General features: G+C 41.8%; 24 protein-coding genes and 1 pseudogene. 15 read left to right on the top strand and 10 right to left on the bottom strand.

The features are described from left to right. The 9 genes from rpsI (at position 1) to Q0081_RS28685 (ending at position 6,211) form a co-directional block, all read left to right on the top strand. On the top strand, positions 1-387 hold the full coding sequence (gene rpsI, locus Q0081_RS28725) for a 30S ribosomal protein S9 (RefSeq protein WP_298361594.1): 387 nt from the start codon (positions 1-3) through the stop codon (positions 385-387). A 176-nt stretch (positions 388-563) separates the two neighbouring features. Then, a complete protein-coding gene (gene rpsB / locus Q0081_RS28720; RefSeq protein WP_298361593.1) occupies positions 564-1,370 on the top strand; it encodes a 30S ribosomal protein S2 in 807 nt (268 codons plus the stop codon). Positions 1,371-1,522: 152 nt separating this feature from the next. Beyond that, the gene (gene tsf, locus Q0081_RS28715; protein WP_298361592.1) at positions 1,523-2,359 is read left to right on the top strand and encodes a translation elongation factor Ts; all 837 of its coding nucleotides are present in this window, start codon (positions 1,523-1,525) and stop codon (positions 2,357-2,359) included. A 216-nt stretch (positions 2,360-2,575) separates the two neighbouring features. Beyond that, complete coding sequence (locus Q0081_RS28710) at positions 2,576-3,196, top strand: RNA polymerase sigma factor (RefSeq protein WP_298361590.1); 621 nt, start codon at positions 2,576-2,578, stop codon at positions 3,194-3,196. Between the two features lie 22 nt (positions 3,197-3,218). After that, positions 3,219-3,428 carry a hypothetical protein gene (locus Q0081_RS28705; protein WP_298361588.1) on the top strand — a complete coding sequence of 70 codons (210 nt, stop codon included), beginning with the start codon at positions 3,219-3,221 and terminating at the stop codon, positions 3,426-3,428. Next, complete coding sequence (locus tag Q0081_RS28700; RefSeq protein ID WP_298361586.1) at positions 3,425-4,255, top strand: mechanosensitive ion channel family protein; 831 nt, start codon at positions 3,425-3,427, stop codon at positions 4,253-4,255. The genes Q0081_RS28705 and Q0081_RS28700 overlap by 4 nt, the downstream gene beginning before the upstream one ends. Positions 4,256-4,428: 173 nt before the next feature. After that, positions 4,429-5,025: a DUF3078 domain-containing protein gene (locus Q0081_RS28695; protein WP_409034109.1), complete on the top strand. Its 597-nt coding sequence runs from the start codon at positions 4,429-4,431 to the stop codon at positions 5,023-5,025. 197 nt (positions 5,026-5,222) lie between these two features. Then, the gene (gene mscL / locus Q0081_RS28690; protein ID WP_298361584.1) at positions 5,223-5,561 is read left to right on the top strand and encodes a large conductance mechanosensitive channel protein MscL; all 339 of its coding nucleotides are present in this window, start codon (positions 5,223-5,225) and stop codon (positions 5,559-5,561) included. 254 nt (positions 5,562-5,815) lie between these two features. Then, positions 5,816-6,211 carry a LytTR family DNA-binding domain-containing protein gene (locus Q0081_RS28685; RefSeq protein ID WP_298361582.1) on the top strand — a complete coding sequence of 132 codons (396 nt, stop codon included), beginning with the start codon at positions 5,816-5,818 and terminating at the stop codon, positions 6,209-6,211. A gap of 77 nt (positions 6,212-6,288) precedes the next feature. On the opposite strand, the gene Q0081_RS28680 is transcribed toward Q0081_RS28685, so the two are convergent. After that, entirely contained in the window at positions 6,289-6,945 is a 657-nt protein-coding gene (locus tag Q0081_RS28680) for a porin family protein (RefSeq protein ID WP_298361580.1), read from the bottom strand. Positions 6,946-7,324: 379 nt separating this feature from the next. Between Q0081_RS28680 and Q0081_RS28675 the strand changes: the two genes are divergently transcribed. From Q0081_RS28675 to Q0081_RS28660, 4 genes are all read left to right on the top strand, one after another. Further along, positions 7,325-7,753, top strand: coding sequence for a hypothetical protein (locus tag Q0081_RS28675; protein WP_298361578.1), 429 nt, complete (start codon positions 7,325-7,327; stop codon positions 7,751-7,753). A gap of 47 nt (positions 7,754-7,800) precedes the next feature. Beyond that, on the top strand, positions 7,801-8,952 hold the full coding sequence (locus Q0081_RS28670; RefSeq protein WP_298361576.1) for a hypothetical protein: 1,152 nt from the start codon (positions 7,801-7,803) through the stop codon (positions 8,950-8,952). A 35-nt stretch (positions 8,953-8,987) separates the two neighbouring features. After that, complete coding sequence (locus Q0081_RS28665; RefSeq protein WP_298361574.1) at positions 8,988-10,118, top strand: hypothetical protein; 1,131 nt, start codon at positions 8,988-8,990, stop codon at positions 10,116-10,118. Between the two features lie 80 nt (positions 10,119-10,198). Further along, positions 10,199-10,705 (top strand): hypothetical protein, encoded by a 507-nt coding sequence (locus tag Q0081_RS28660; protein WP_298361572.1) that lies wholly within the window; start codon positions 10,199-10,201, stop codon positions 10,703-10,705. A gap of 3 nt (positions 10,706-10,708) precedes the next feature. On the opposite strand, the gene Q0081_RS28655 is transcribed toward Q0081_RS28660, so the two are convergent. From Q0081_RS28655 to Q0081_RS28640, 4 genes are all read right to left on the bottom strand, one after another. After that, the gene (locus tag Q0081_RS28655) at positions 10,709-11,482 is read right to left on the bottom strand and encodes a hypothetical protein (protein ID WP_298361570.1); all 774 of its coding nucleotides are present in this window, start codon (positions 11,480-11,482) and stop codon (positions 10,709-10,711) included. Positions 11,483-11,718: 236 nt separating this feature from the next. Then, on the bottom strand, positions 11,719-13,110 hold the full coding sequence (gene lpdA / locus Q0081_RS28650; RefSeq protein ID WP_298361568.1) for a dihydrolipoyl dehydrogenase: 1,392 nt from the start codon (positions 13,108-13,110) through the stop codon (positions 11,719-11,721). Between the two features lie 155 nt (positions 13,111-13,265). Beyond that, on the bottom strand, positions 13,266-15,395 hold the full coding sequence (locus Q0081_RS28645; protein ID WP_298361566.1) for a xanthine dehydrogenase family protein molybdopterin-binding subunit: 2,130 nt from the start codon (positions 15,393-15,395) through the stop codon (positions 13,266-13,268). Between the two features lie 124 nt (positions 15,396-15,519). Beyond that, a complete protein-coding gene (locus Q0081_RS28640) occupies positions 15,520-15,984 on the bottom strand; it encodes a (2Fe-2S)-binding protein (RefSeq protein WP_298361564.1) in 465 nt (154 codons plus the stop codon). A gap of 238 nt (positions 15,985-16,222) precedes the next feature. Here Q0081_RS28640 and Q0081_RS28635 point away from each other — a divergent pair, with 238 nt between their 5' ends. Beyond that, the gene (locus Q0081_RS28635) at positions 16,223-17,122 is read left to right on the top strand and encodes an Rpn family recombination-promoting nuclease/putative transposase (RefSeq protein ID WP_310586541.1); all 900 of its coding nucleotides are present in this window, start codon (positions 16,223-16,225) and stop codon (positions 17,120-17,122) included. 95 nt (positions 17,123-17,217) lie between these two features. Here Q0081_RS28635 and Q0081_RS28630 read toward each other — a convergent pair whose 3' ends face one another. The 3 genes from Q0081_RS28630 to Q0081_RS28620 form a co-directional block, all read right to left on the bottom strand. Continuing rightward, positions 17,218-17,529, bottom strand: coding sequence for a hypothetical protein (locus Q0081_RS28630; protein ID WP_298361560.1), 312 nt, complete (start codon positions 17,527-17,529; stop codon positions 17,218-17,220). A 42-nt stretch (positions 17,530-17,571) separates the two neighbouring features. Then, positions 17,572-17,847, bottom strand: a complete 276-nt coding sequence (locus Q0081_RS28625) for a hypothetical protein (protein ID WP_298361558.1) — start codon at positions 17,845-17,847, stop codon at positions 17,572-17,574. A gap of 140 nt (positions 17,848-17,987) precedes the next feature. Continuing rightward, entirely contained in the window at positions 17,988-18,122 is a 135-nt protein-coding gene (locus Q0081_RS28620) for a hypothetical protein (protein ID WP_298361556.1), read from the bottom strand. A gap of 361 nt (positions 18,123-18,483) precedes the next feature. Here Q0081_RS28620 and Q0081_RS28615 point away from each other — a divergent pair, with 361 nt between their 5' ends. Further along, on the top strand, positions 18,484-18,777 hold the full coding sequence (locus Q0081_RS28615) for a hypothetical protein (RefSeq protein ID WP_298361554.1): 294 nt from the start codon (positions 18,484-18,486) through the stop codon (positions 18,775-18,777). Here the strand turns inward: Q0081_RS28615 and Q0081_RS28610 are convergent. Together Q0081_RS28610 and Q0081_RS28605 are read right to left on the bottom strand one after the other, a co-directional pair. After that, positions 18,694-19,671 carry a hypothetical protein gene (locus tag Q0081_RS28610; RefSeq protein ID WP_298361552.1) on the bottom strand — a complete coding sequence of 326 codons (978 nt, stop codon included), beginning with the start codon at positions 19,669-19,671 and terminating at the stop codon, positions 18,694-18,696. The two genes, Q0081_RS28615 and Q0081_RS28610, sit on opposite strands and share 84 nt — an antisense overlap. 22 nt (positions 19,672-19,693) lie before the next feature. Further along, positions 19,694-20,310, bottom strand: a pseudogene (locus Q0081_RS28605) (hypothetical protein); the annotation flags it as partial.

Below are 20,310 nucleotides of genomic sequence, written 5' to 3'. Positions count from 1 at the left end.
ATGGAAGTTACGAACACAATAGGTAGAAGAAAAACTTCAGTAGCTCGCGTCTATGTATCTGCTGGGCAAGGCAATATCAAAATCAACGGGCGTGAATTTGTTGATTACTTTCCAATCGAAACGCTGCAAATCATTTTGAAGCAACCACTGACATTACTTAATTTGGCTGCTAACTACGACATTAAAGTAAATGTTCGTGGTGGTGGCGTTCGTGGTCAGGCAGAAGCTACTCGTATGGCAATTGCCCGCGCTTTGTGCGAAATCAACCTTGATTTTCGTCCTGCACTCAAGAAAGAAGGCTTCTTGACACGCGATGCACGTATGGTTGAGCGTAAGAAATACGGTCGCGCCAAGGCACGTCGTCGTTTCCAATTCTCGAAACGTTAATATTTTCATTAAGCAATTACCATTAAACATTTAAATAGCAAGCTAAGGATTTGTTCCTATTTGTTTAATGATAAATGTTAATTGTTTAATAAAAAAGTCCAGACTGCGCTTATGGTGTCCGTCGCGTGGTGCTGCGTATCAGTTTATTTTATTCATCTTTTCATTTTAACAAGAAAATGGCACAATTAGAGTACAAAGACCTCTTAGATGCAGGTGTACACTTTGGTCACTTAACCCGTAAGTGGGATCCCCGGATGGCTCCGTATATCTTCATGGAGAAAAACGGAATCCATATTATTGACCTCAATAAAACAATTGCTTCCCTTGACGAAGCCTGTCACTATGTAAAAAGCGTAGTACGTTCAGGTCGCAAGGTGATGTTTGTAGCTACCAAAAAACAAGCTCAGGAAATCGTATCGGAAGAAGCGCGTCGTTTGAAGATGCCATTCGTAACTGAGCGTTGGTTGGGTGGTATGCTGACCAACTTTGCCACAATTCGTAAGTCATTGAAAAAAATGCAGACATTGGACAAGATGTTGGGAGATGAAGCGACTGCAAGCAATATCGCCAAACGCGAACGTCTCATTAAAGGCCGCGAAAAAGATAAGTTGGAGCGTTTGTTGGGCGGTGTAGCTGACCTGACTCGTTTGCCCGCAGCTTTGTTTATTGTTGATGTGAAGCGTGAGCATATTGCGGTAGCAGAAGCAAAGCGTTTGGGTATTCCGGTAATTGCTATGTGCGATACAAACTCAAACCCTAATGAGGTTGATTTTGTAATTCCGGCAAATGATGATGCCTACAAATCTATTTCTTTGATTACGCTTGCCATTGGTAAAGCCATTGAAGAAGGGTTGATTGAACGCAAGCAGGAGCGTGACGATGCACGCATGGCTGAAGAAGAAGATGCAAAACGTTCAGAAGATTCGGATGTTGTAGCAGCGCCACAAGCACAAGCCGCTATTGAGGCAGCTGACGGGGAATAAAAATACGATAAATCATACTTCCCGATCTGAATAGCCCGTAGCTGCTTCTGTGCTATGGGCTATTCCGTTTAACGATTTCATAAAATAAGTGTTGAATTGTAAATCAATACATTTTACTCACTACTAATCATTAAAAATAAAATTTCAATAAAATGGCTATTACAGCAGCAGATGTGAACAAACTTCGCCAAATGACAGGCGCCGGTATGATGGATTGCAAAAAAGCCCTTACCGAAGCTGATGGTGATTTTGAACAGGCAGTTGATATTCTTCGTAAACAAGGCCAAAAAGTGGCGGCTAAACGTGCTGATAACGTTGTATCGGAAGGTATCGTATTGGTACACGTAAGCCACGATGGTACAAATGGTAAAATCGTTGGTTTGGCTTGCGAAACCGAACCCGTTTCTAAAGTTGAAAGTTTTCAAAACTTGGCTATGAACATTATGAGCCAAGCCGTAGCTACTAACGCTGCTGACAAAGAAACTTTGTTAGCTACTACCCAAGCGGATGGTCAGACGCTTCACGCTCTAATCACCGAATTGATTGGAAAGATTGGTGAAAAAATTGAGCTTTTGGCTTATGAAAACATAACCGCAGATGTGGTTAGCTCGTATGTGCACTCAAACAACAAACGTGGTGTGCTTGTTGCCTTTACCGGCGCTAACGGAGCTGATTTGTCGGAAGTAGGACGTGATGTAGCAATGCAGGTTGCTGCTATGAAGCCAATCGCAGTGGATAAAGGTGATGTAGACGCTGCAACTATTGAGCGTGAAATCGAAGTAGGTAAAGAATTGGCCCGCAACGAAGGTAAGGCTGAAGCGATGCTCGAAAAAATCGCTTTAGGCCGTCTTAACAAATTCTACAAAGAAAGCACTTTGCTGAACCAAGAATTTATCAAAGACGGTTCTTTATCCATTGCCCAACTGCTTGAAAAAACGCAGAAAGGTTTGACAGTAAAAACGTTTAAGCACGTAGCAATCGGAGCTTAATCTGTTCTATATTCAGCATATAAAACCCGGACCTTGCTTCCGGGTTTTTTTGTATTCTTTTTCGTTAACAAATTGCAATCAAGCTTTCATTTGAGGTCTTAAAAGCTCATTTAATAAATTAAAACGTCTATTTATAACTTTTTTAGCAAGATATTTCTACTTTTTATTTTATTTTACTCCTTCATTTCGTTACCCTAAACCTTTTTCTCCGTCCTAATGAGCGTACATTCAGTTGGAATGAATAGTTATACCGATGAACAGTTGGTGCGTTTGTACGTTGACACGCAACGCAACACTTTTTTTGAGGAGCTTTACGAACGATATGCCGACAAAGTATATCGTAAATGTTTGTCATTTGTGAAAGATCAGGCAAAAGCCGAAGATTTTACCCACGATATCTTTATAAAGCTTATTGTACGCATCGGCACCTTTAAGGAAACTTCAAAATTTTCAACATGGCTTTTTTCAATTACATACAACTATTGTATGGATCAGTTACGGTTGAATAAGAAAATGGCCGAAGATGAGTTGATAGAAACGATAGATGTTGCTGAAGAATCAGAGGATACAGATGAAATTGAAATGGACTCAAAACGTCTTCGACAAGTGTTGGAAGGTATTTCACCCGAGGAGCGTACTATTTTATTGATGAAGTATCAGGATGATTTCAGCATTAAAGAAATTGCGGATGCATTTGGCCTTACTGAGAATGCGGTGAAAATGAGGCTCAAACGCACGAAAGAAAAACTTCGGAAACGGTATCTGGAAAGCGTACTCTTTTGGGTGCTTCTAATCAGCAAATTTGCAATTATATTAAAATGGTGGTTGAAACACTAAAACTTAAAAGGCCTTTCTTACAATGAATAATGCCTTTTTTGATATTGACCCCGAGGACAAAGTCCCCGAGTCGCTGGAAAAAGCTATCGTATCAGAAATTGATACCATTCGAAACACAATGGAGCTTATTACACTATATGTAGGTAATTTTTTTAATGCAGCAGGAGTAATGGCGACTCCTGAACTACCAACCCCTAAACCTAATCAGGAAACCAATAACGACCTATTATGAAAGAATTGCCTAATCTCACCGAAGTTTTGATTAGTACACTTACCAAACTGATTAATCAGTTTGTTGATTTTGTCCCACGATTCATTTTTGCCACCTTTATTTTACTTATTGGTTACTTAGTAGCAAAAGGATTGGCTGTTGTAACCAATAAAGTGCTGGAGCGAATAGGCTTTGACAAAATTGGAGATAAACTGAACGAAGTAAGTATTGTAAAACAACTTCAGACAGAGGTAAAACTCAGTCAGATTGTCTCTAAAGTGCTTTATTATTTTATTATGCTGGGTTTTATAACGGATGCTACCCGGACATTGGGTGTTGGAGCGATTACCGGTTTGGTAGAGAAATTAGTTAATTTTGTACCTCAGCTCATCGTAGCCGCCATTATGCTTCAAATTGGCGTATTGGTGTCGGAAGCTATCAAGAATGCAGTGGTTTCTATTTGTAAATCATTCAATGTACCTTCTGCTAAGCTCATCGGGACAATCGTTTTTTCGTTTTTTTTGGTTATTACAATTATCAGCGCTTTAGGACAAGCCGGTATTAATACTGAGTTATTGGAATCCAGTTTTAATCTTTTAATTGGCGGTATCATTTTAGCTTTTGCAGTAGGCTATGGATTTGCTTCTAAAGATATTTTAGCCAATATCCTGTCTTCATTCTACAATAAAAATCGCTATGAGGAAGGGCAGATCATTCAAATAGATGAAGTGAAAGGTCAAATAGTAAGCCTTGATTCTACATCTATTACTCTTCAAACAGGTGACACTAAAACTGTATTTCCTTTACAAACTCTGCAATCCAAAAAAGTAGAAATTTTTAAAAATTAAAATATGAAAAGAATAGTTACTGCCTTTTTTCTTATCAGCTGTTTTTCTCAGGTTACTTTTGCTCAGGAAGCAGTAAAAGATACCAGTTATTGGAGAAAAAATCACAATTTGGACTCAATTTGAGCCAAGGAACTTTTAGTGGCAGTTGGCAGGGAGGAGGTGTCAACAACATTGTGCTTGGTGTTTATCTCAACTCAAAAGGCGAATATACCAAAGCCCGTGACAGTTGGGTCAATGACTTTCAATTTCAATTGGGTGCAATTCAAAACAAAGGAGATGCTTTTCGTAAAAGTATCGACCGTATATTTTTTGATTCTAAGTACGGACGGAAATTGGGAGAAAATTCGCAGTGGTACTTTTTTACAACCCTGAACTTTCTTTCACAAATTGCCAATGGTCGAGATTTTGGTGATGCGCGCCGCCCTTTTATTTCAAGTTTTTTTACTCCTCTGTATCTAACGGAAGCTATTGGTATCGAGTGGAAGCCCAATAAATTTTTTAGTATGCAGTTTGCTCCGGGAGCCGTTCGCCAAACAATTTTAGGGAATAAGAACTTATATAAGGAAATTGACCGTCTCAGTCCTGAATATAAATTCTCCAACTATGGAGTGGAACGTGGTAAAAGTATTCGAAATGAAATCGCTATTTTACAGTTAGTAATGAGCTATAATAAAGATCTTGTAAAGATCTCAACTTCAAGTGGAGATATCAGGCATTTGCCAGTACAAAGGATCTTGCTGCCATTGACAATCGCATTGATGCCCAACTAACTGCTAAATTTGCTAAGTACTTCAACGTTAATTTAGGATTAATAGCGATTTATGACCAAGACCAAATTGCTAAGATGCAGCTGGCTCAATCCATCAATTTTGGGTTTTTATACAACTGGTAGTTTGGTTTTTGAAAAATAAACTTTTTACTTTGATTTTGTTTATTACTTCCTTTTAAACCTTAAATCCTTATTCAAATGCTTAAAGAATTCAAAACATTTATTGCCCAAGGTAACGTCCTTGATTTGTCGGTTGGTTTCTTGATAGGTGCTGCTTTTGGAAAAGTCGTTACAGCTTTTATGGACGATATTATTAATCCAATAGTAGGCTTGGCTATCGGAGGCGTTGATTTTTCTGCGCTCAAGATAGTATTGAAAGCTGCCGATTCAGCTACGGGCACGGCTGAAGTGGCTATTCGATATGGAAATTTCGTGAACATTGGTATTCAGTTTGTGATTACGATGTGGGTGATTTTTATGATTGTGAAGGCTGCTAATAAAGCCAAACTGTCAAACTCATTGGCTCCCAAAGAGTAATCATAACACTTTTACATATAAAAAGCCTCGTTTGCAGCTGGTAAACGAGGCTTTTTTGTATGCGTATTTCTACGTGTTTTATCAAGTGGTAGTACTGATTTAAGTAGAGTAGATGTTTTTTAATTATTTGATTTTCAATTAATTAAGTCGTTATAGGTATTTCTACGTGTTTTATTGACGATTTTTTTTATATTAAGTTTGCCTTGTCAATGTGATACAAATTCATCCCTTTCCAATTCTAAATGACAAGCATCATGAACACTCAACCTATACTTAACAGCTTTCATGCTCCTTCTGCGATTGCTGCACAACCTCTGCACAGTATTATTATTCCTAATGGAAACCGACAGGTAATTATACAGACGGATCAACTGATGTGTATAGAAGGTTCAGGAAACTATGCTTTTCTTTATACCAGTGATGGAAAACGATATTTAGTATCTAAAACTTTGAAAAGTTACGCTGCCATATTGGATCAGCTTACTTTTGTGCGAGTTCACAAATCATGGATTATAAATCTTAACTATTTACAGGAATTTTGTGAGTACGACCGTTCGCTCAAATTACGAGGAGGGAGAGAGATTGCGATTTCTCGCCGCAGGATACGTGAAGTATGCGGAATATTGAATCCTCTTGTAAAATGTGCCTGAATGGATTAAAAAATGCTATTTTAGTGGGTTAATTGGAAATACAGCCGCTCCTTTTTTGAGGAGCGGCTTGTTTATTTTTAGAACAAAACAAAGCCTAAGCTCAATTGCCATAAACTCACTTTGCTGTTAAATTGAGCGTTGTTTTGGAGATTCAACTGTGATATGTTTGACAAACCGCTTTCGTAGCGAAGGTCAATATTGAACGAGCGAATGTCCAAACCTACTCCTGCCTGATAGCCGAAAGTTGCCTGCTGAATGGTTTTATTAATATTTTGAGTCGTATATTCTTTGAGTGCGTCGCCTAATTTGCCTCCCTGTGTTACATTGAGTGATGCCATTGGGCCCGCATTGACTCGCAATGGCCCCAGTTTGAAACCAATTAATACTGGGATATCAATTTGACTGAACTTAACATCTACATTGACCGGGGTGGTACTGCCATTTTTGAAAATCTCAAATGTCCCTCCTTTTGAAGACAATAACACTTCAGGCTGAATAAAAAGCTTCCGACCAATTCGGGCAAATGCACCTACCATATACCCTGTACGATTGGCAGAATTGTTTTTGAAAAAATCCTGAACGGAAGCTCCTGGTTTTGAAATCGTTAATCCTTCGGTCTGGAGTTTGGAAAAATTTGCTCCTCCTTTTATCCCTACAAATATTAACTTACGGTTAAATTGGGCGCTTGCCTGTAAAGCAGATAGAAAAATCAACGCAAAAAGTGCCTTTTTCATGGTTTGTTTCGAGAGTTATTGTATAAAAATTGTAACGACGATGACGAATTAACGCCCATAAAGGTCGGTAGATTGTCTGAGGAAATTTCAAATTTTAAAAAACCTACTAATCTTAATCAAAAAATACACCTCTTAACGTCCCGCAACCACTCATAAAAATGTTTGAAAGCATCATCTGACGACCATATACTTTTGAACTGTCAAAACACAAAAATATGCCTCATCCAAAGCGCAGTAAGGTGATTATCAAAAATATATAGTATAAATTGCCGAATAATAATTGCTCGCTTTTGCGTAATGTACTTCAAGTATTTAAGTCTAAATTTGCGTTTTACAACCTAACAAATCAATCAACCATCATTAACAATCATTAACCAACATGGAACCTCAACAAGAACGCGGCTTCTGGTCACAACTGACTACCTTTTCAAAAGTTTTAATTTTCTTAGTTGTACTTGGTATTTTAGGTGGCTCAGCATGGTATATTTACAATAGTGACAAAGAAAAAACGGTAACAGCCACTCCATCGACGGACACTATTGCAGTATCGGAAGGTGCTAATACTTCTGTCAATACCGATGCGCAAGCCTCAGATGTAAAAGAACCGGCCAAAGAAGAAAAACCAAAAGTAGAAGATGTAGCGGTGGATGAAGCTCCTGCTAAGGTAGTTGAACCAGAGAAAAAAGCCACTGCCAATAAAAAAATGAAGCCAATAGTGAAGAAAATAACGGCAAAGAAAAACGAGACCGCCCCGGCAAAACCAAAGAAGAAAACAAAGAATAACGAAGACGTAGAGGTGGATATTTAAACGGGTAAGTACCTTGTTTTCATGAATCTGGTAATCGTTAAAAATCTATGAAAAATCATTTTAATAAAGGGCTATTACTTCTAATTGCTTTTCTACTTGCAGCGGTAGGCACATTTGCTCAAGCCCCCAAATACGTGGGTTATCGGGGCGGGTTTGACATTGGTTCACAGGGGGTAAAGATGTCTATAATTGGATTTTATTTTCAAAATAATAAACTGCGTTACAAACTGGTCTATGACCGTCAGGAAACGGTAGGTTTGGTGAAGGGAATGGAAACCAATGGGGGGAAACTTCGTCCGGCTGATATCCAGGAAGCCATTGCGTTTGTGCAGGAAATGATGGAAGACGCCAAAACGGTCTATAAGTTAACCAACAAGGATTTTGTAATTTATGCTTCCTCAGGCGTTAATATCGCTCCTAATATTGCTGATTTGGATGCCCTTGCTTTTAAAAACATTGCAATGCACGTAAACACGAATATGCCCGCTAAAACTGAGGCGACTTATGGTGCACGAGCAGGCTTGGCACGGGAAGATTTTGACTCCGCTATTTTGGTAGATGTGGGTGGCGGTAATACCAAGGGTGGAATTCTGCAAAAGTACATTGGAGCCGATGGACGCGAACGTTACACCTTCAAATCCTATAACATTGAATACGGAGCGAGACGTTTATCGGAAAGAGTGCTGAAACGGACAAGCAATTTTGAAGCTTATGCTAAAGACCTTAAAGGGATGGTAGAGGATTCCATTGCCCCCTTGATTCGGTCGTCGCTCAATGATAACCCGGAAATTCGCTCGGCAACTCGAAACATAATTTATACTACTGGAGGTGCGTCCTATCAGTTTATTACGTGGTTGGTCCCCGAAAAAGTGCAGGAAGAAATCATTGAGTTCAAATACGACGATTTGCTCAGCTTTTACAACATGCTTCAGTCGGCTGATGGATGGGCGGAGTTTGAAACTCGTAAATTTGATAACATCAAAGATGCCAAATTGAAAGAATTGATGATAAGAGACCACGATAAAGCGACCAAAAAAGTGTATAATCGGGATGCGTGTTTGGCAGGAATTTCGCTGGTGTTACAAGCCGTCAAAGAAATTGGCAACCCTGAACGCAAAACGTTTTATTTCACTCGTGATGCTTATTGGATAAATACGACTGTATATGATTTGTACAAAGGGGATTTTCAACTCAAATAAGTATTTTTGAAAAAATATAACCAATCACTTTTCTCATGGAAAATAACCAAGCATTAACTAAACTTAGTGATTTGCCGATTCTGAAACATTTAGATGGCGGTGAAAATAAATTAAAAGTATTACCCGAAAACATGGCCAATTGGAAAAAAGGAGAGAAATCCATTGCCTGGTTTGTGGGACTCATTCTCATCTTGGGGATTGTCTATGGCTTCTTTATGTTTGTGTTGCCCATTATTGTAGCGGCATTCACCAAAGCGTTAGCGGCATTAGTCGTAGTTGGAACGGTCATTTTCGGCGTGATGTTAGCGCCGTTCATTTTCAAGTTGTTTCGTCGCATTATTCGCGGATTACACAAGTTTTTGATAAAAGTGGATCCGTTTGCCGAATTGGATGACCAATTGGGTAAAATGAAAGACTCTCGTCAGGAATTTGAAACAGTGAAAGCCGAAATCAACGCCTGTAAAATTCAGATGAAACAAGAGGCGATTAAAGCTGAGAAATTAGCAAAAGATGCCGGTCAAAAGGTAGTTTACTGCCAGGAAGAAGCGAAAGTTCTGAAAGTAAAATTGGATAAAATGTTGGAAAAAGGCGGTGATGCTGCCCGTGAAACGGACGATTTTGTGGAACTAGAAGGCAAACTCAACGCGGCTATTGGTGATGGTAATCGTTCGGTTTCGGAGGCTGAAACGTACAGAAGATTGGTGGATACTTTTGGTTCACGGGCTAATGTGTTTGCAAAATTAGACCGTAAGTTGGTCGGCTATGGTCACGCTTTCGACGAAAAACTGAAAGACTTTGCAACCAGTATCAACTTACTCAAAACGGAATCACGCGCCATGGCTGCCGCCAATAACGCTACAACTCGTGCTCGTAAAGTGTTGGGTCAGAGCCAAGACTGGCAGTTAGACTACGCATTGGAAGTAATTTCCGGGCAAATTGCCAGCGATATTGCCAGTACACAGGCCAATATTCGTGATTTGGACAATATTGTTAAAGATTTTAATCCTAACGATGAACGCGCTTATGCCCGTCTTGAAAGCTTTGCCAACCAAATCAAGGGTGGTGAGTTTGAAGTAAGTGACCCCAATCGTGTTTCAAATCCTAATTACAAACTTACCCAAGAACAGAAAAACGCGGGTGGGGGAATTACGGATATTTTTAATTAGTAGTGAGGAGCCGGAAGTGAGGAGTGAGTTTTAAATACTCACCTTCTCACTTCCGGCTCCTCTATTCTGACTCCTAAACAATGACCTTACAACAATTCTTCGATCGAGTAGGTGAACACCCGGATTGGGTGCTTTTTTATTTTGCCGTCATACCGCTCATGGCTTTATTGGCCGGCTGGTTAGGTAAGAACGACGGCCACCTGCCTCCCTGGAATTATTTCTATGCTTTTTTGATTTATTTAGCCTGTATACCGGGCATTTTTGCAGTGGCATTAAACGCCTATTTGTTTCTGTTTGAACGCAGAAGTATCTTCGACTTTAACATCTATACCCAGATTCTTCCCTTCTTTTCAATGCTGCTTACGCTGTGGCTCATTCGGCGCAACGTCATTTCGTTTGATTATATCCCGGGTTTCCAGAAACTGAGCGGATTGGTGCTGATGATTTTTGCAACTATAGCAATAATGTGGATAGTGGACAGAACCCACATTGTAGTATTCTCGTACCTCAAATTTGAGTACGTCTTAGTGATTTTTGCCGTTTTGTTGGTAGTAATGTTGTGGGGCTGGCGGAAATTATTTAACTAATTCCTACAATTCATCTACCGTACCTGCTCCTAATTCCTGCAACAGCGTACTCCAATATTGAGTCACTGTAGGATTATTTTCTTTAGTGCTGCTTGTAGGGTCAAAAGGTAAGGCAATTTTTATTTCTGCCGCGTTGAGCGCGTATTGTTTCATTAATTTGGCATCCGTTTTGGCCCAATTGTCGGCTTGCGCATTGTCTTGCGGCGGATTCGTATGAAAATCACGACGATTGGCACCTCTCATGCTTTCAATCATATCGCTCAGATAATATACTTTTACTTCTGCACCCGTTTCGGCGGCTTTGTTAATCACCGGCAAACTTGCCCAAATGTCTGTATAGCGTTGTGAAGTCCCTACGTTCTGGACTCCCAATTTTGCCATGAGTTGCCGCAAAAATATCATTCGTTCACGCTGGAGGGTAAGGTCGGCAGTCGTTTGAGCTGCTTCGCGGTCGGTAGCGTTCATGTGGCTGATGTCATCCACTTGGGTACGGCACGTGAGCGACAATGCACGCGCTTTTTGGGTATTTTCGTGAATGAAATACACTTCTAATTTATCGCCTTTTTGCCGAATATTTTGTTCTACGAGGTCACTTAAAATTTGTTGGTATTTCTGTGCCACAAATGCCTTGTTTACATTGACACTCTGGGTTTTGTCCATAAACACCAAGGTGTAAATAGGGCCTTCTGTAACGGCTGCCTTTTTTTCTTCCGAAAAACAGGAAAATAAAAGGCAGCAAATAATAAGGAGTATTGAATGATTGAAAATGCGAATCATGGCATTGATAGAGATTTGACGCGAAGATGGCAGATGGAAAATAAATACGCAATCCAAAACGGACAAATGGTTTGACTATTGTGACGAAAAGTAATAAAATGGGGTGAATCAATAAAATTTATCCCATTTTAACCAATAAAAACCTGTGCTGGCAAGCTGGAATCTAATAGTATATTTAAAAAATAAACCCGTAACGGCAATGAACCGATACGGGTTTAAAATCAGTATTAAAAAAATTACAGGTGAATAACCTCACCGTAAGCAGCCGCAGCGGCTTCCATAATCGCTTCCGACATGGTAGGGTGGGGATGAACCGACTTGATGATTTCGTGACCTGTAGTTTCTAAATTACGGGCAACTACTATTTCAGCAATCATTTCGGTTACGTTAGCGCCAATCATGTGAGCACCGAGACATTCACCGTATTTTGCGTCAAAAATCAATTTAACAAAACCCTCCGGTACACCGGCGGCTTTGGCTTTACCTGAGGCTGAGAAGGGGAATTTACCTACTTTAATTTCGTAGCCGGCTTCTTTAGCCGCTTTTTCGGTATATCCTACGGAAGCAATCTCAGGGGTGCAATACGTACAGCCTGGAATATTGTTGTAGTTAAGCGCATGTACTTTCAGCCCTGCGATTTTTTCAACGCAAATAATTCCTTCGGCTGAAGCTACGTGTGCCAATGCCTGTCCTTTGGTCACGTCTCCGATGGCATAATAGCCCGGAACGTTGGTTTGGTAATAATCGTCAGTAACGATTTTGCCTTTTTCGACTTTAATACCTGTTTCTTCAAGACCTACATTTTCGATGTTGGCTACTACACCGGCTGCCGAAAGCACGATGTCGGTTTCGATTTTAATTTCGCCCGTTGGAGTTTTAACCGTCGAAACACAACCTGCTCCACCGGTATCTACTTTCTCTACACTTGAATTAAGGTAGATTTCGATACCCATTTTTTTGTATTGCTTTGCCAATTCTTTCGAGACTTCTTCGTCTTCAACAGGAACCACGTTTGACATAAACTCTACAATCGTCACTTTCGTGCCCATGCTGGCATATACGTACGCAAACTCAACGCCAATCGCACCGGAGCCAATCACAAGCAATGATTTGGGCTGTTTTTCCAACGACATAGCCTTTCGGTATTCAATAACTTTCTGGCCGTCAATGGGTACGTTAGGCAATTGACGAGCGCGGCCTCCGGTAGCAATAATGATACTGGTGGCGGTATATTCTGTTTTTTTACCGTCTTTTTCGACTTCTACTTTTTTGCCCGGTTTAACACGGCCGGAGCCTTCAATAATGTCGATTTTATTTTTCTTCATCAAGAAATTCACGCCTTTGCTCATTCCGTTAGCCACATCGCGGCTGCGCTTGATGACTGCTCCAAAATCAGCTTCTGCGCTGCCAACTGTAATGCCGTAGTCTTTGGCGTGATTGATATACTGAAATACCTGTGCGCTTTTCAACAACGCTTTCGTGGGAATACAACCCCAGTTCAAGCAAATTCCGCCGAGGCTTTCTCTTTCTACAATAGCGGTTTTTAATCCTAATTGTGAAGCACGGATGGCGGCTACGTAACCGCCCGGCCCGCTGCCAATAATTATCAAATCGTACTGTGAAGCCATTTCTAATTAAGTATTGAGTGTTGAGTAGTGAGTAGTGGATTTTGGGTAAAAAGTCACTGTTTTAACTTAATACTCTATACCCACTACTCAATACAGATTTCACTGCAAAAATAGATGGAAAAGTTGGTTTGACAACAATCATCTATTGCCCTCATTTAGCCTAAGGTAGCACCTTGCTCAGAAAATGGCTGATTGTAGAGTCGCTTGCCGGTAGATTTAAAAATTGCGTTCGCAATTGCACCACCTGTTGGGGGTAAAGCAGGCTCCCCAAGACCGGTAGGATCTACACCGTTGTTTACAAAATGGGCTTCTATTTCAGGAACTTCGTTGTAGCGAATCAAACGGTATTTGTTAAAATTGTCCTGTTGAGGAGCGCCTTCTTTAAAGGTAATATTGCCGTACATGGCGTGACCTAATCCATCCACAACAGCGCCGAAAACTTGGTTACGGGCGCTGCTTTCGTTGATAACAATTCCACAATCAACGGCAGCATATACTTTCTTCAAAACCGGTTTTCCTTTGACAACTGCCATTTCGGCAATTTGTGCTACGTAAGAGGCGTGAGAAAAATAGACACTGAAGCCTTGGAATACGCCTTTTTTCTTTTTGTTCCAACCCGCTTTTTCGGCTACGAGTTTAGTAACCTCACGGAAACGATTGGGCTCGTAAGTGATTTTTCCGACGGGTCTTTGCTGGGCTTTATCCAACAGTTCCAAACGGAATTGGATAGGGTCCTTGCCTCCGGCCATTGCCACTTCGTCCAGAAAAGCCTGCTCGGCATACGCCAAAAAGTTAGTAATCGGCGCTCGCCAAGGACCGGTGGTAATCGGTGATTTATAGTCGTTGGATTGAATCAATAAATTCTCAACGGCTCCGGCAGGAAAATTATCCTGACGTGTGGAGTTGCCGGCATTGATACTTGCTCCGTGCAGCATATAACCCGTCATATTGCCTGCTTTGTCGATGGAAGCTTTAAAACGATACCGAACGGCAGGGCGATAGATTCCACCCGTCATATCATCCTCACGCGACCAAGTTACTTTTACAGGAGCTTTGATGATGCTTGATAATTCAGCAGCTTCGACGGCATAATCGGTGTTGAGGCGACGACCAAACCCTCCGCCCATACGGGTTAGTTCTATTGTGACTTTTTCGGGGGCCAAATTGAACATTTTCGCAATTTGGCCTTGAGCGGCTTGGGGCGTTTGGCTTGGACCTGCCATTTCGATACTGTCACCTTTGAAATGCGCAAAGAAATTCATTGGCTCCATCGGGCTGTGCGGCAGAAATGGGCATTGGTATTCTGCCTCAATTACTTTGTAAGCATTTTTGAAAGCCGCTTCCACATCTCCGTCCTTACGTTGTACGGTTGGCGTGGTGCTGTTAAGCATTTCTTTGAAAATACGGTCGTGGTCGGTAGAGCTTTCGAGGTCTTTGTCTTTCTCCCACTGTATTTTCACTGCTTTCCGTGCCTGCATTACTTCCCACGTAGTTTTGCCTACAATGGCTACTTTATTGCCAAACGATACAACATCCGTAATGCCGGGCATTTTCTTCGCTTCGGTTGCGTCAAAAGATTTGAGTTTGAGGCCAAATGCAGGAGGACGCTGAATGGTAGCCTGAAGCATTCCTTCCACTTTGTAATCAATGCCAAACAAACGTTTTCCTCTAAGAATGTCTTTGTTATCAATCCCTTTAACTGAGGTTCCAATCAATGTAAAATCTTTCGTGGCTTTCAGTTTTACATCTTTGGGAGGAGTGATTTGAGCGGCAGCTGTAGCCAACTCTCCATAACTCAGCTTTTTACCCGAGCTGTGCATTACAAATCCTTTGCTTGTAGTGCATTCGCTTACGGGTACACTCCATTTTTTTGCAGCAGCTTCTACGAGCATGGCGCGGGCAGTGGCACCGGCTTTGCGTAAGCGCTCCCACGAGTGACGAATGGCTCCGCTTCCTCCCGTGAGTTGGCGTTCAAATTTTTTGGTATCCAATGGTGATTGTTCTACCTTCACTTTCTCCCAATCGGCATCCAATTCCTCGGCTACTACAATCGGAAAGGCTGTTTTGATACCTTGTCCAATTTCGGGATTTGGTGAGAAAATGGTTACAATTCCTGACGGAGAAATGGCCAGATAAGCGTTAAAATCTATGACATCCGCTGCGGTATTAGCCAGTACTTTGGGTTTAAATGCTTCGGTAGTAAACCAACTGAAACCCAATACCAAACCACCACCCGCAGTAGCAGTGGACTTTAAAAAGTCTCTTCTTGATTGAATATTGCTCATAATGTATATAGCCCCCCAGCCCCAATGGGGGAGGTTTTATTCAGATTTGTTTATCGCTTTGAGTGCGATATAAATCATGGGAATCATGTTTGAAGGTCAAAAGATTATAGATTTCTAAAACCGCCTATTTTTTCATTTTGACGGCTGCCAACTTAACCGCATCGTGAATACGATGGTACGTGCCGCAACGGCAAATGTTACCCACCATTGCGTCTTCAATGTCTTTGTCAGAAGGATTCGCGTTTTTAGATAATAACGCCGCCGCTGTCATCATTTGACCTGCCTGGCAATAGCCGCATTGCGGAACATCCACTTCATCCCAAGCTTGTTGCACAGGGTGTTCGGCTGTTTCAGAAAGACCCTCGACCGTGGCGATTGTGGCATTTGCAACGGTTGAGACAGGCAGTACGCAGGAGCGTGTGGCTTCTCCATTGATATGTACTGTACAAGCTCCGCACATGGCTATTCCACAGCCATATTTGGTGCCTACTAAGTCAAGGTGGTCGCGCAGTACCCACAACAGGGGCGTATTGCCGTCCACGTCTGCTTTGTACGTTTTTCCGTTAATTTTCAGGTTAAATAATGCCATGTTTAAAAAAGGTTTAATTTGGTATGTAACATAAAGTTGAAGATAAAAGTTAGAATTCGCAAGCATCTCCCCGTCTCCTTAGCGACGAACAGCCTTTCGTTGACGACGAAATCGGAATTGAATTGTTTATTGAGTAAATATACATAGGTTTGGAGGATGGTTGCTTACTAATAATTTTAAAAGTGACGTTTACTTACAAAATTGTAAATTTGTTTCAAAACTGCATAACCACGTGAGTATGAAAGAAAAGTATGTAAATCCCTTTACCGATTTCGGCTTCAAAAAGCTGTTTGGTACAGAGTTGAATAAAGATTTATTAATTGATTTTTTAAATCAGGTAGTGCTACCTAACCGCCATAAGATTGCCGATTTATCCTATGCTAAAAATGAGCATATCGGCAATTCAAAGGTTGACAGAAAAGCTGTATTTGATTTATATTGCATAGGTACAAATGGCGAGCGCTTCATTGTGGAAATGCAAAAGGCTAAACAGAACTACTTTAAAGACCGTAGTATTTTTTATGCCTCTTTTCCCATACAGGAACAAGCTAAACAAGGAGATTGGGACTTTAAATTATCAGAGATATACACTGTTGGTATCCTTGATTTTGTATTTAAGGAAGATAGCGATGAAAAAGAAGTACGGCATGAAGTTAAGCTAAAGGACCAAAACTGTCGGGTATTTTACGATAAATTGACTTTTATCTATTTAGAAATGCCTCATTTTACAAAAACTGAAGACGAATTGGAAACCACCTATGACAAATGGCTATACGTTTTAAAACATCTTCCTTATTTAGACAATCGCCCTAAAGCACTGCAAGAGAAGATTTTTGCCCGATTGTTTGAAGCCGCCGAAATTGCAAAATTCACCGCTGCCGAACGCGATAGTTATGAGGCGAGTGTTAAATATTATAGAGATTTGAAAAACGTCATCGATACGGCTATTGCCGAAGGGAAAACAGAAGGCCGAATGATAGGGCTTATCGAAGGGAAAACAGAAGGCTTAATTGAAGGTAAAATTGAGGGAAAAATAGAGATAGCTCGCAATGCCATTGCCGAAAATATTCCCATTGATATCATAATTCGTTTAACAGGGCTGACAGAGGAAGAATTGGAAAAATTGAAAAACGAATAAAAGGGTCTGTTTTTATTCGTTCCCAAATTCAAACAAAGTGTTCGTTATTGCTGTACGACATAAAGTTTTAAAGTAGGCCTGCGCCATCAAGTTTGTCATTTCGTGCTTTGAAAGACGGTTAAATTTTGAATACACGGGGTCGTGAGCATGGAGGCATCCAGTTGTTTGATAACTTGATGGCCCGCCAGTACTTCCCAGTTACTACCCTCCCCAGTCAGCCGAAGTTGAACCCAGTGCTGTTTGTAGGCTAAACCCACACTATAAACCCGACCGTAGTGGCTGATTTGACCACTCGCCGAGACCTTGCGGGTGTAAAGTTTGGGACTCAAAAAGCTATACACCCGCTCAATACAGAAATCACTGGCTGCATAGACTCGGCGACTAATTTCTAACTGCGGAAAAGCCATCAGACGGGTTTTACCCCCTAACCGAACCACTGGATACGTTTGTCATTGCAAAGCTAAGGCCCCATCTAATCGAGTTTGTAAATTGCTCAGGCTGCTGGCCTGCTGAATTTCGGCCCAACGGGCAGTCGTGTCCTGCATTTTTTCAACCCGTCCATTCTGTTGGGGGCAAGCGGGTTTGTTCCAAATCATGTCTATATCCACGGCAATCAGCCACAGAGCCAAAACAGGCGTCAGCTGGCGGGTCGGTGATCCCAGAGGCAAGCCATTATCGACCCGCATGGCTCCTGGTTTACCCCAACGGGCAAACGTGTCAATCAATCGCTGGCGGAGTTGGTCCAGGGGTACCTGGCTAATCCTTCTGTGGGGGGAAAACCAGCGCGGCTAAACCCGCCCCGCTGCGTTCATCGGTGATGGTCAGATAGCATCCTGGGCTACCGTCGCGCAAGACCAAGTTCTCTTTAGCGTCCACTTGCCACCGGGCCGCCGGAGCGGATGTTATGCACTGCTTTGGCTTGTCCAATAGGGGGCTGTTGGAGTTGTTGGCGGGGTTTAGTCAGGTGTTGATCGACAAACCATCGTTGTAGGGTTCGCACCGATGGGGTTCGTTTGGCACCATAGCGTTTGAACAGTTTGAGTCGGATCAGGGGGGTACCCCATCGGGGGTGATGGCGTTTGAGCCACAGACTGGCCCGTTGAAGGAGTGGTTCGCTCAGGGCTTGTTGGGGTCCACAGTTGGCATACGTGACTTTTAATCAGACCGCCGAAGCGGTGGCATTGTTGCTTAAAGCGAGCTGATAACTGGCGTATAGTCGAAAGCGATAAATTCAATTGTTGAGCAATGGCCTCCAGCGATTGGCCTTGTTGTTTGAGCGTAATAAGTTGCTCCCCCTGCCCCATTTCGATAGCTCGTCCCATAATTAACCCTCATGTCAAAGAGTAAAAGTAGTCAACTTAATGTCCCTGACGAATCTATACCTTTATGGCGCACTGCATCGCCCTGAATTGGTAGTCGAACGGTTAGGGATTTTGAATAAATTATTTGATGCTATTCAGAAGAAACTGAGGGATTTAGAGGCCAGAATAATTACCATTGACCAAGCACGCCACGCTATCAAACGCAGGTTTGAAGAATTGTTATTCCTCCAAAAGCCTGAAAATCAGTACTCACGCTTTGGCTATTTTATGTTTTCTAAATTTGAGCAATTCTTCGCTAATCGTTTTCCTGCCAAACAGGGAGAAGCCGAGTGAAGAATAGTGGGAATGAATTTCCCACATACCGAGCAGTTTTTCCCACCGGTAAATGGTTTCCTTTGGAATGTCTCTTATTATGAACGTTTTGAATGGGTTAGGGTACAGGCGCCCAATTTTGGTGTCAATGCAAAGCTGACAAAGAGCTTCAAGAAAGGATGCTTCAAATTCATTGTCGCGTTGGTACAAACCAATCCAATAGCGGTCTTCATAGCGGTAGATTCCTTCGTGATGCGGGTAAGGTTTGGGGGTGAGTTTGAGTTCTTTTTGGATAAGTCGGGTACGTCCCGCAAACTTTGCCGTCACGGCTTCGTACAATTCATCAAAAGTTGGAGTTGAGTTCGTAACATCCTTAAAGAATGTCATTTGATCAAACCAATAGGCTTCAATGTGTTTGACCCAAAGCGCAATTTGCTCTCCATCAAGCAGTTTGGGCCATACGTGCGTGCTGCCTAAATCAGGAAGGTTGACTGCCAAATACCAGGAGGAAGGCGTAGAAGAAGCAATAAAATTCAGTTCGCCGGTCAGTGGTCGGATAAGTTCCTGAGTGGGGTCAATGAGATTGACTTTAAAACGAGGTTGGAAATCAAACGCATCCAGAATATCCAAGTAATCGCCGGAACGCAACCACGATAACTGGGGAAAAATATTTTGCGCCACCACCGACGGTACAATATTAGGATGCAAAGGTGTTGCGTCTTCTACCTGAAATCCCTGTTTTTCGAGTTGTTGTCGGAGTGCCCGAATTTGGGCCTCCGTGCAAGGCAACAGCAGGTCCTGACGGAAGCCCACTTCCATTTTACCCAATGCCCATTGCCGCGACAAAACCGCTAATTGTTGGAGTTCGTCGGGCGTAACTACGCCGCCGGGAGTGCAGATGCGGAGGAAAGGCATGAGTTTTTAAATTGATTTACTTTCAGGATACTGCTTTTGCTTCAATTTCTTTTAAATAGGCTTTTACGGCCTTTGCAGCTTCGGTTTTTTGCTCAATAGTTGAATCAAAAAGATGCATTCGCAAATCTTCATAGAGTTCAATTGCTTTCCACAATGCCGTAATTAAAGCAATTGCATTCAATTGGGCTGCTGTTTTTGTAAGTGCTTCAACGTCTTCGGTTGCCAATTTCGTTTCTACTTTCCGTACTCCGAGGGGTTGGTTGCCATTTTTGATGTGAAGCAAAGGTCCCAGTACCATCATTCTTAGGAATCCAAGAAAATCAAAGGCTTCAAACAATTCACCTCTACCAATTTTCAGCGCAGCGTAATGTATCCACACCCAAAATCGGTCTTCAATCCATTGATAATCAGGATAAGGCCAAGTAGAGATTGTGTTCTCAATAATAGTTGTCAGTTGTTTGTTACGTTCCCATACTACTACGGGGTTTTCCACTCGGTGGTGAAATTCGTCCGGAGTTAGAAATTTTGGCGGTGTATCAAATGTAATGCTGCCTCTCCAAGTTGAATTGCCAAAAGCACCAACCAATCGCCAAGTTGTGCCACTTGTCCAATTTGGAAAAGGATAGCGACTTTCTGACC

The sequence above is a fragment of the Runella sp. genome (genome assembly GCF_027484545.1).
GTDB lineage: Bacteria > Bacteroidota > Bacteroidia > Cytophagales > Spirosomataceae > Runella.
Note: the sequence above shows the minus strand (reverse complement) of the source record. Positions and strands in the feature narration are given on the sequence as shown.

Coding starts and splice junctions, on each gene's coding strand:
- Q0081_RS28705 (WP_298361588.1), top strand. CDS start 3,219: ATGAATAATGCCTTTTTTGATATTGACCCCGAGGACAAAGTCCCCGAG.
- Q0081_RS28660 (WP_298361572.1), top strand. CDS start 10,199: ATGACCTTACAACAATTCTTCGATCGAGTAGGTGAACACCCGGATTGG.
- Q0081_RS28630 (WP_298361560.1), bottom strand. CDS start 17,529: ATGGCTTTTCCGCAGTTAGAAATTAGTCGCCGAGTCTATGCAGCCAGT.
- Q0081_RS28700 (WP_298361586.1), top strand. CDS start 3,425: ATGAAAGAATTGCCTAATCTCACCGAAGTTTTGATTAGTACACTTACC.
- Q0081_RS28615 (WP_298361554.1), top strand. CDS start 18,484: ATGTCCCTGACGAATCTATACCTTTATGGCGCACTGCATCGCCCTGAA.
- lpdA (WP_298361568.1), bottom strand. CDS start 13,110: ATGGCTTCACAGTACGATTTGATAATTATTGGCAGCGGGCCGGGCGGT.
- Q0081_RS28635 (WP_310586541.1), top strand. CDS start 16,223: ATGAAAGAAAAGTATGTAAATCCCTTTACCGATTTCGGCTTCAAAAAG.
- Q0081_RS28645 (WP_298361566.1), bottom strand. CDS start 15,395: ATGAGCAATATTCAATCAAGAAGAGACTTTTTAAAGTCCACTGCTACT.
- Q0081_RS28675 (WP_298361578.1), top strand. CDS start 7,325: ATGGAACCTCAACAAGAACGCGGCTTCTGGTCACAACTGACTACCTTT.
- Q0081_RS28670 (WP_298361576.1), top strand. CDS start 7,801: ATGAAAAATCATTTTAATAAAGGGCTATTACTTCTAATTGCTTTTCTA.
- rpsB (WP_298361593.1), top strand. CDS start 564: ATGGCACAATTAGAGTACAAAGACCTCTTAGATGCAGGTGTACACTTT.
- Q0081_RS28710 (WP_298361590.1), top strand. CDS start 2,576: ATGAGCGTACATTCAGTTGGAATGAATAGTTATACCGATGAACAGTTG.
- Q0081_RS28655 (WP_298361570.1), bottom strand. CDS start 11,482: ATGATTCGCATTTTCAATCATTCAATACTCCTTATTATTTGCTGCCTT.
- Q0081_RS28680 (WP_298361580.1), bottom strand. CDS start 6,945: ATGAAAAAGGCACTTTTTGCGTTGATTTTTCTATCTGCTTTACAGGCA.
- Q0081_RS28685 (WP_298361582.1), top strand. CDS start 5,816: ATGAACACTCAACCTATACTTAACAGCTTTCATGCTCCTTCTGCGATT.
- mscL (WP_298361584.1), top strand. CDS start 5,223: ATGCTTAAAGAATTCAAAACATTTATTGCCCAAGGTAACGTCCTTGAT.
- Q0081_RS28665 (WP_298361574.1), top strand. CDS start 8,988: ATGGAAAATAACCAAGCATTAACTAAACTTAGTGATTTGCCGATTCTG.
- rpsI (WP_298361594.1), top strand. CDS start 1: ATGGAAGTTACGAACACAATAGGTAGAAGAAAAACTTCAGTAGCTCGC.
- Q0081_RS28610 (WP_298361552.1), bottom strand. CDS start 19,671: ATGCCTTTCCTCCGCATCTGCACTCCCGGCGGCGTAGTTACGCCCGAC.
- tsf (WP_298361592.1), top strand. CDS start 1,523: ATGGCTATTACAGCAGCAGATGTGAACAAACTTCGCCAAATGACAGGC.
- Q0081_RS28640 (WP_298361564.1), bottom strand. CDS start 15,984: ATGGCATTATTTAACCTGAAAATTAACGGAAAAACGTACAAAGCAGAC.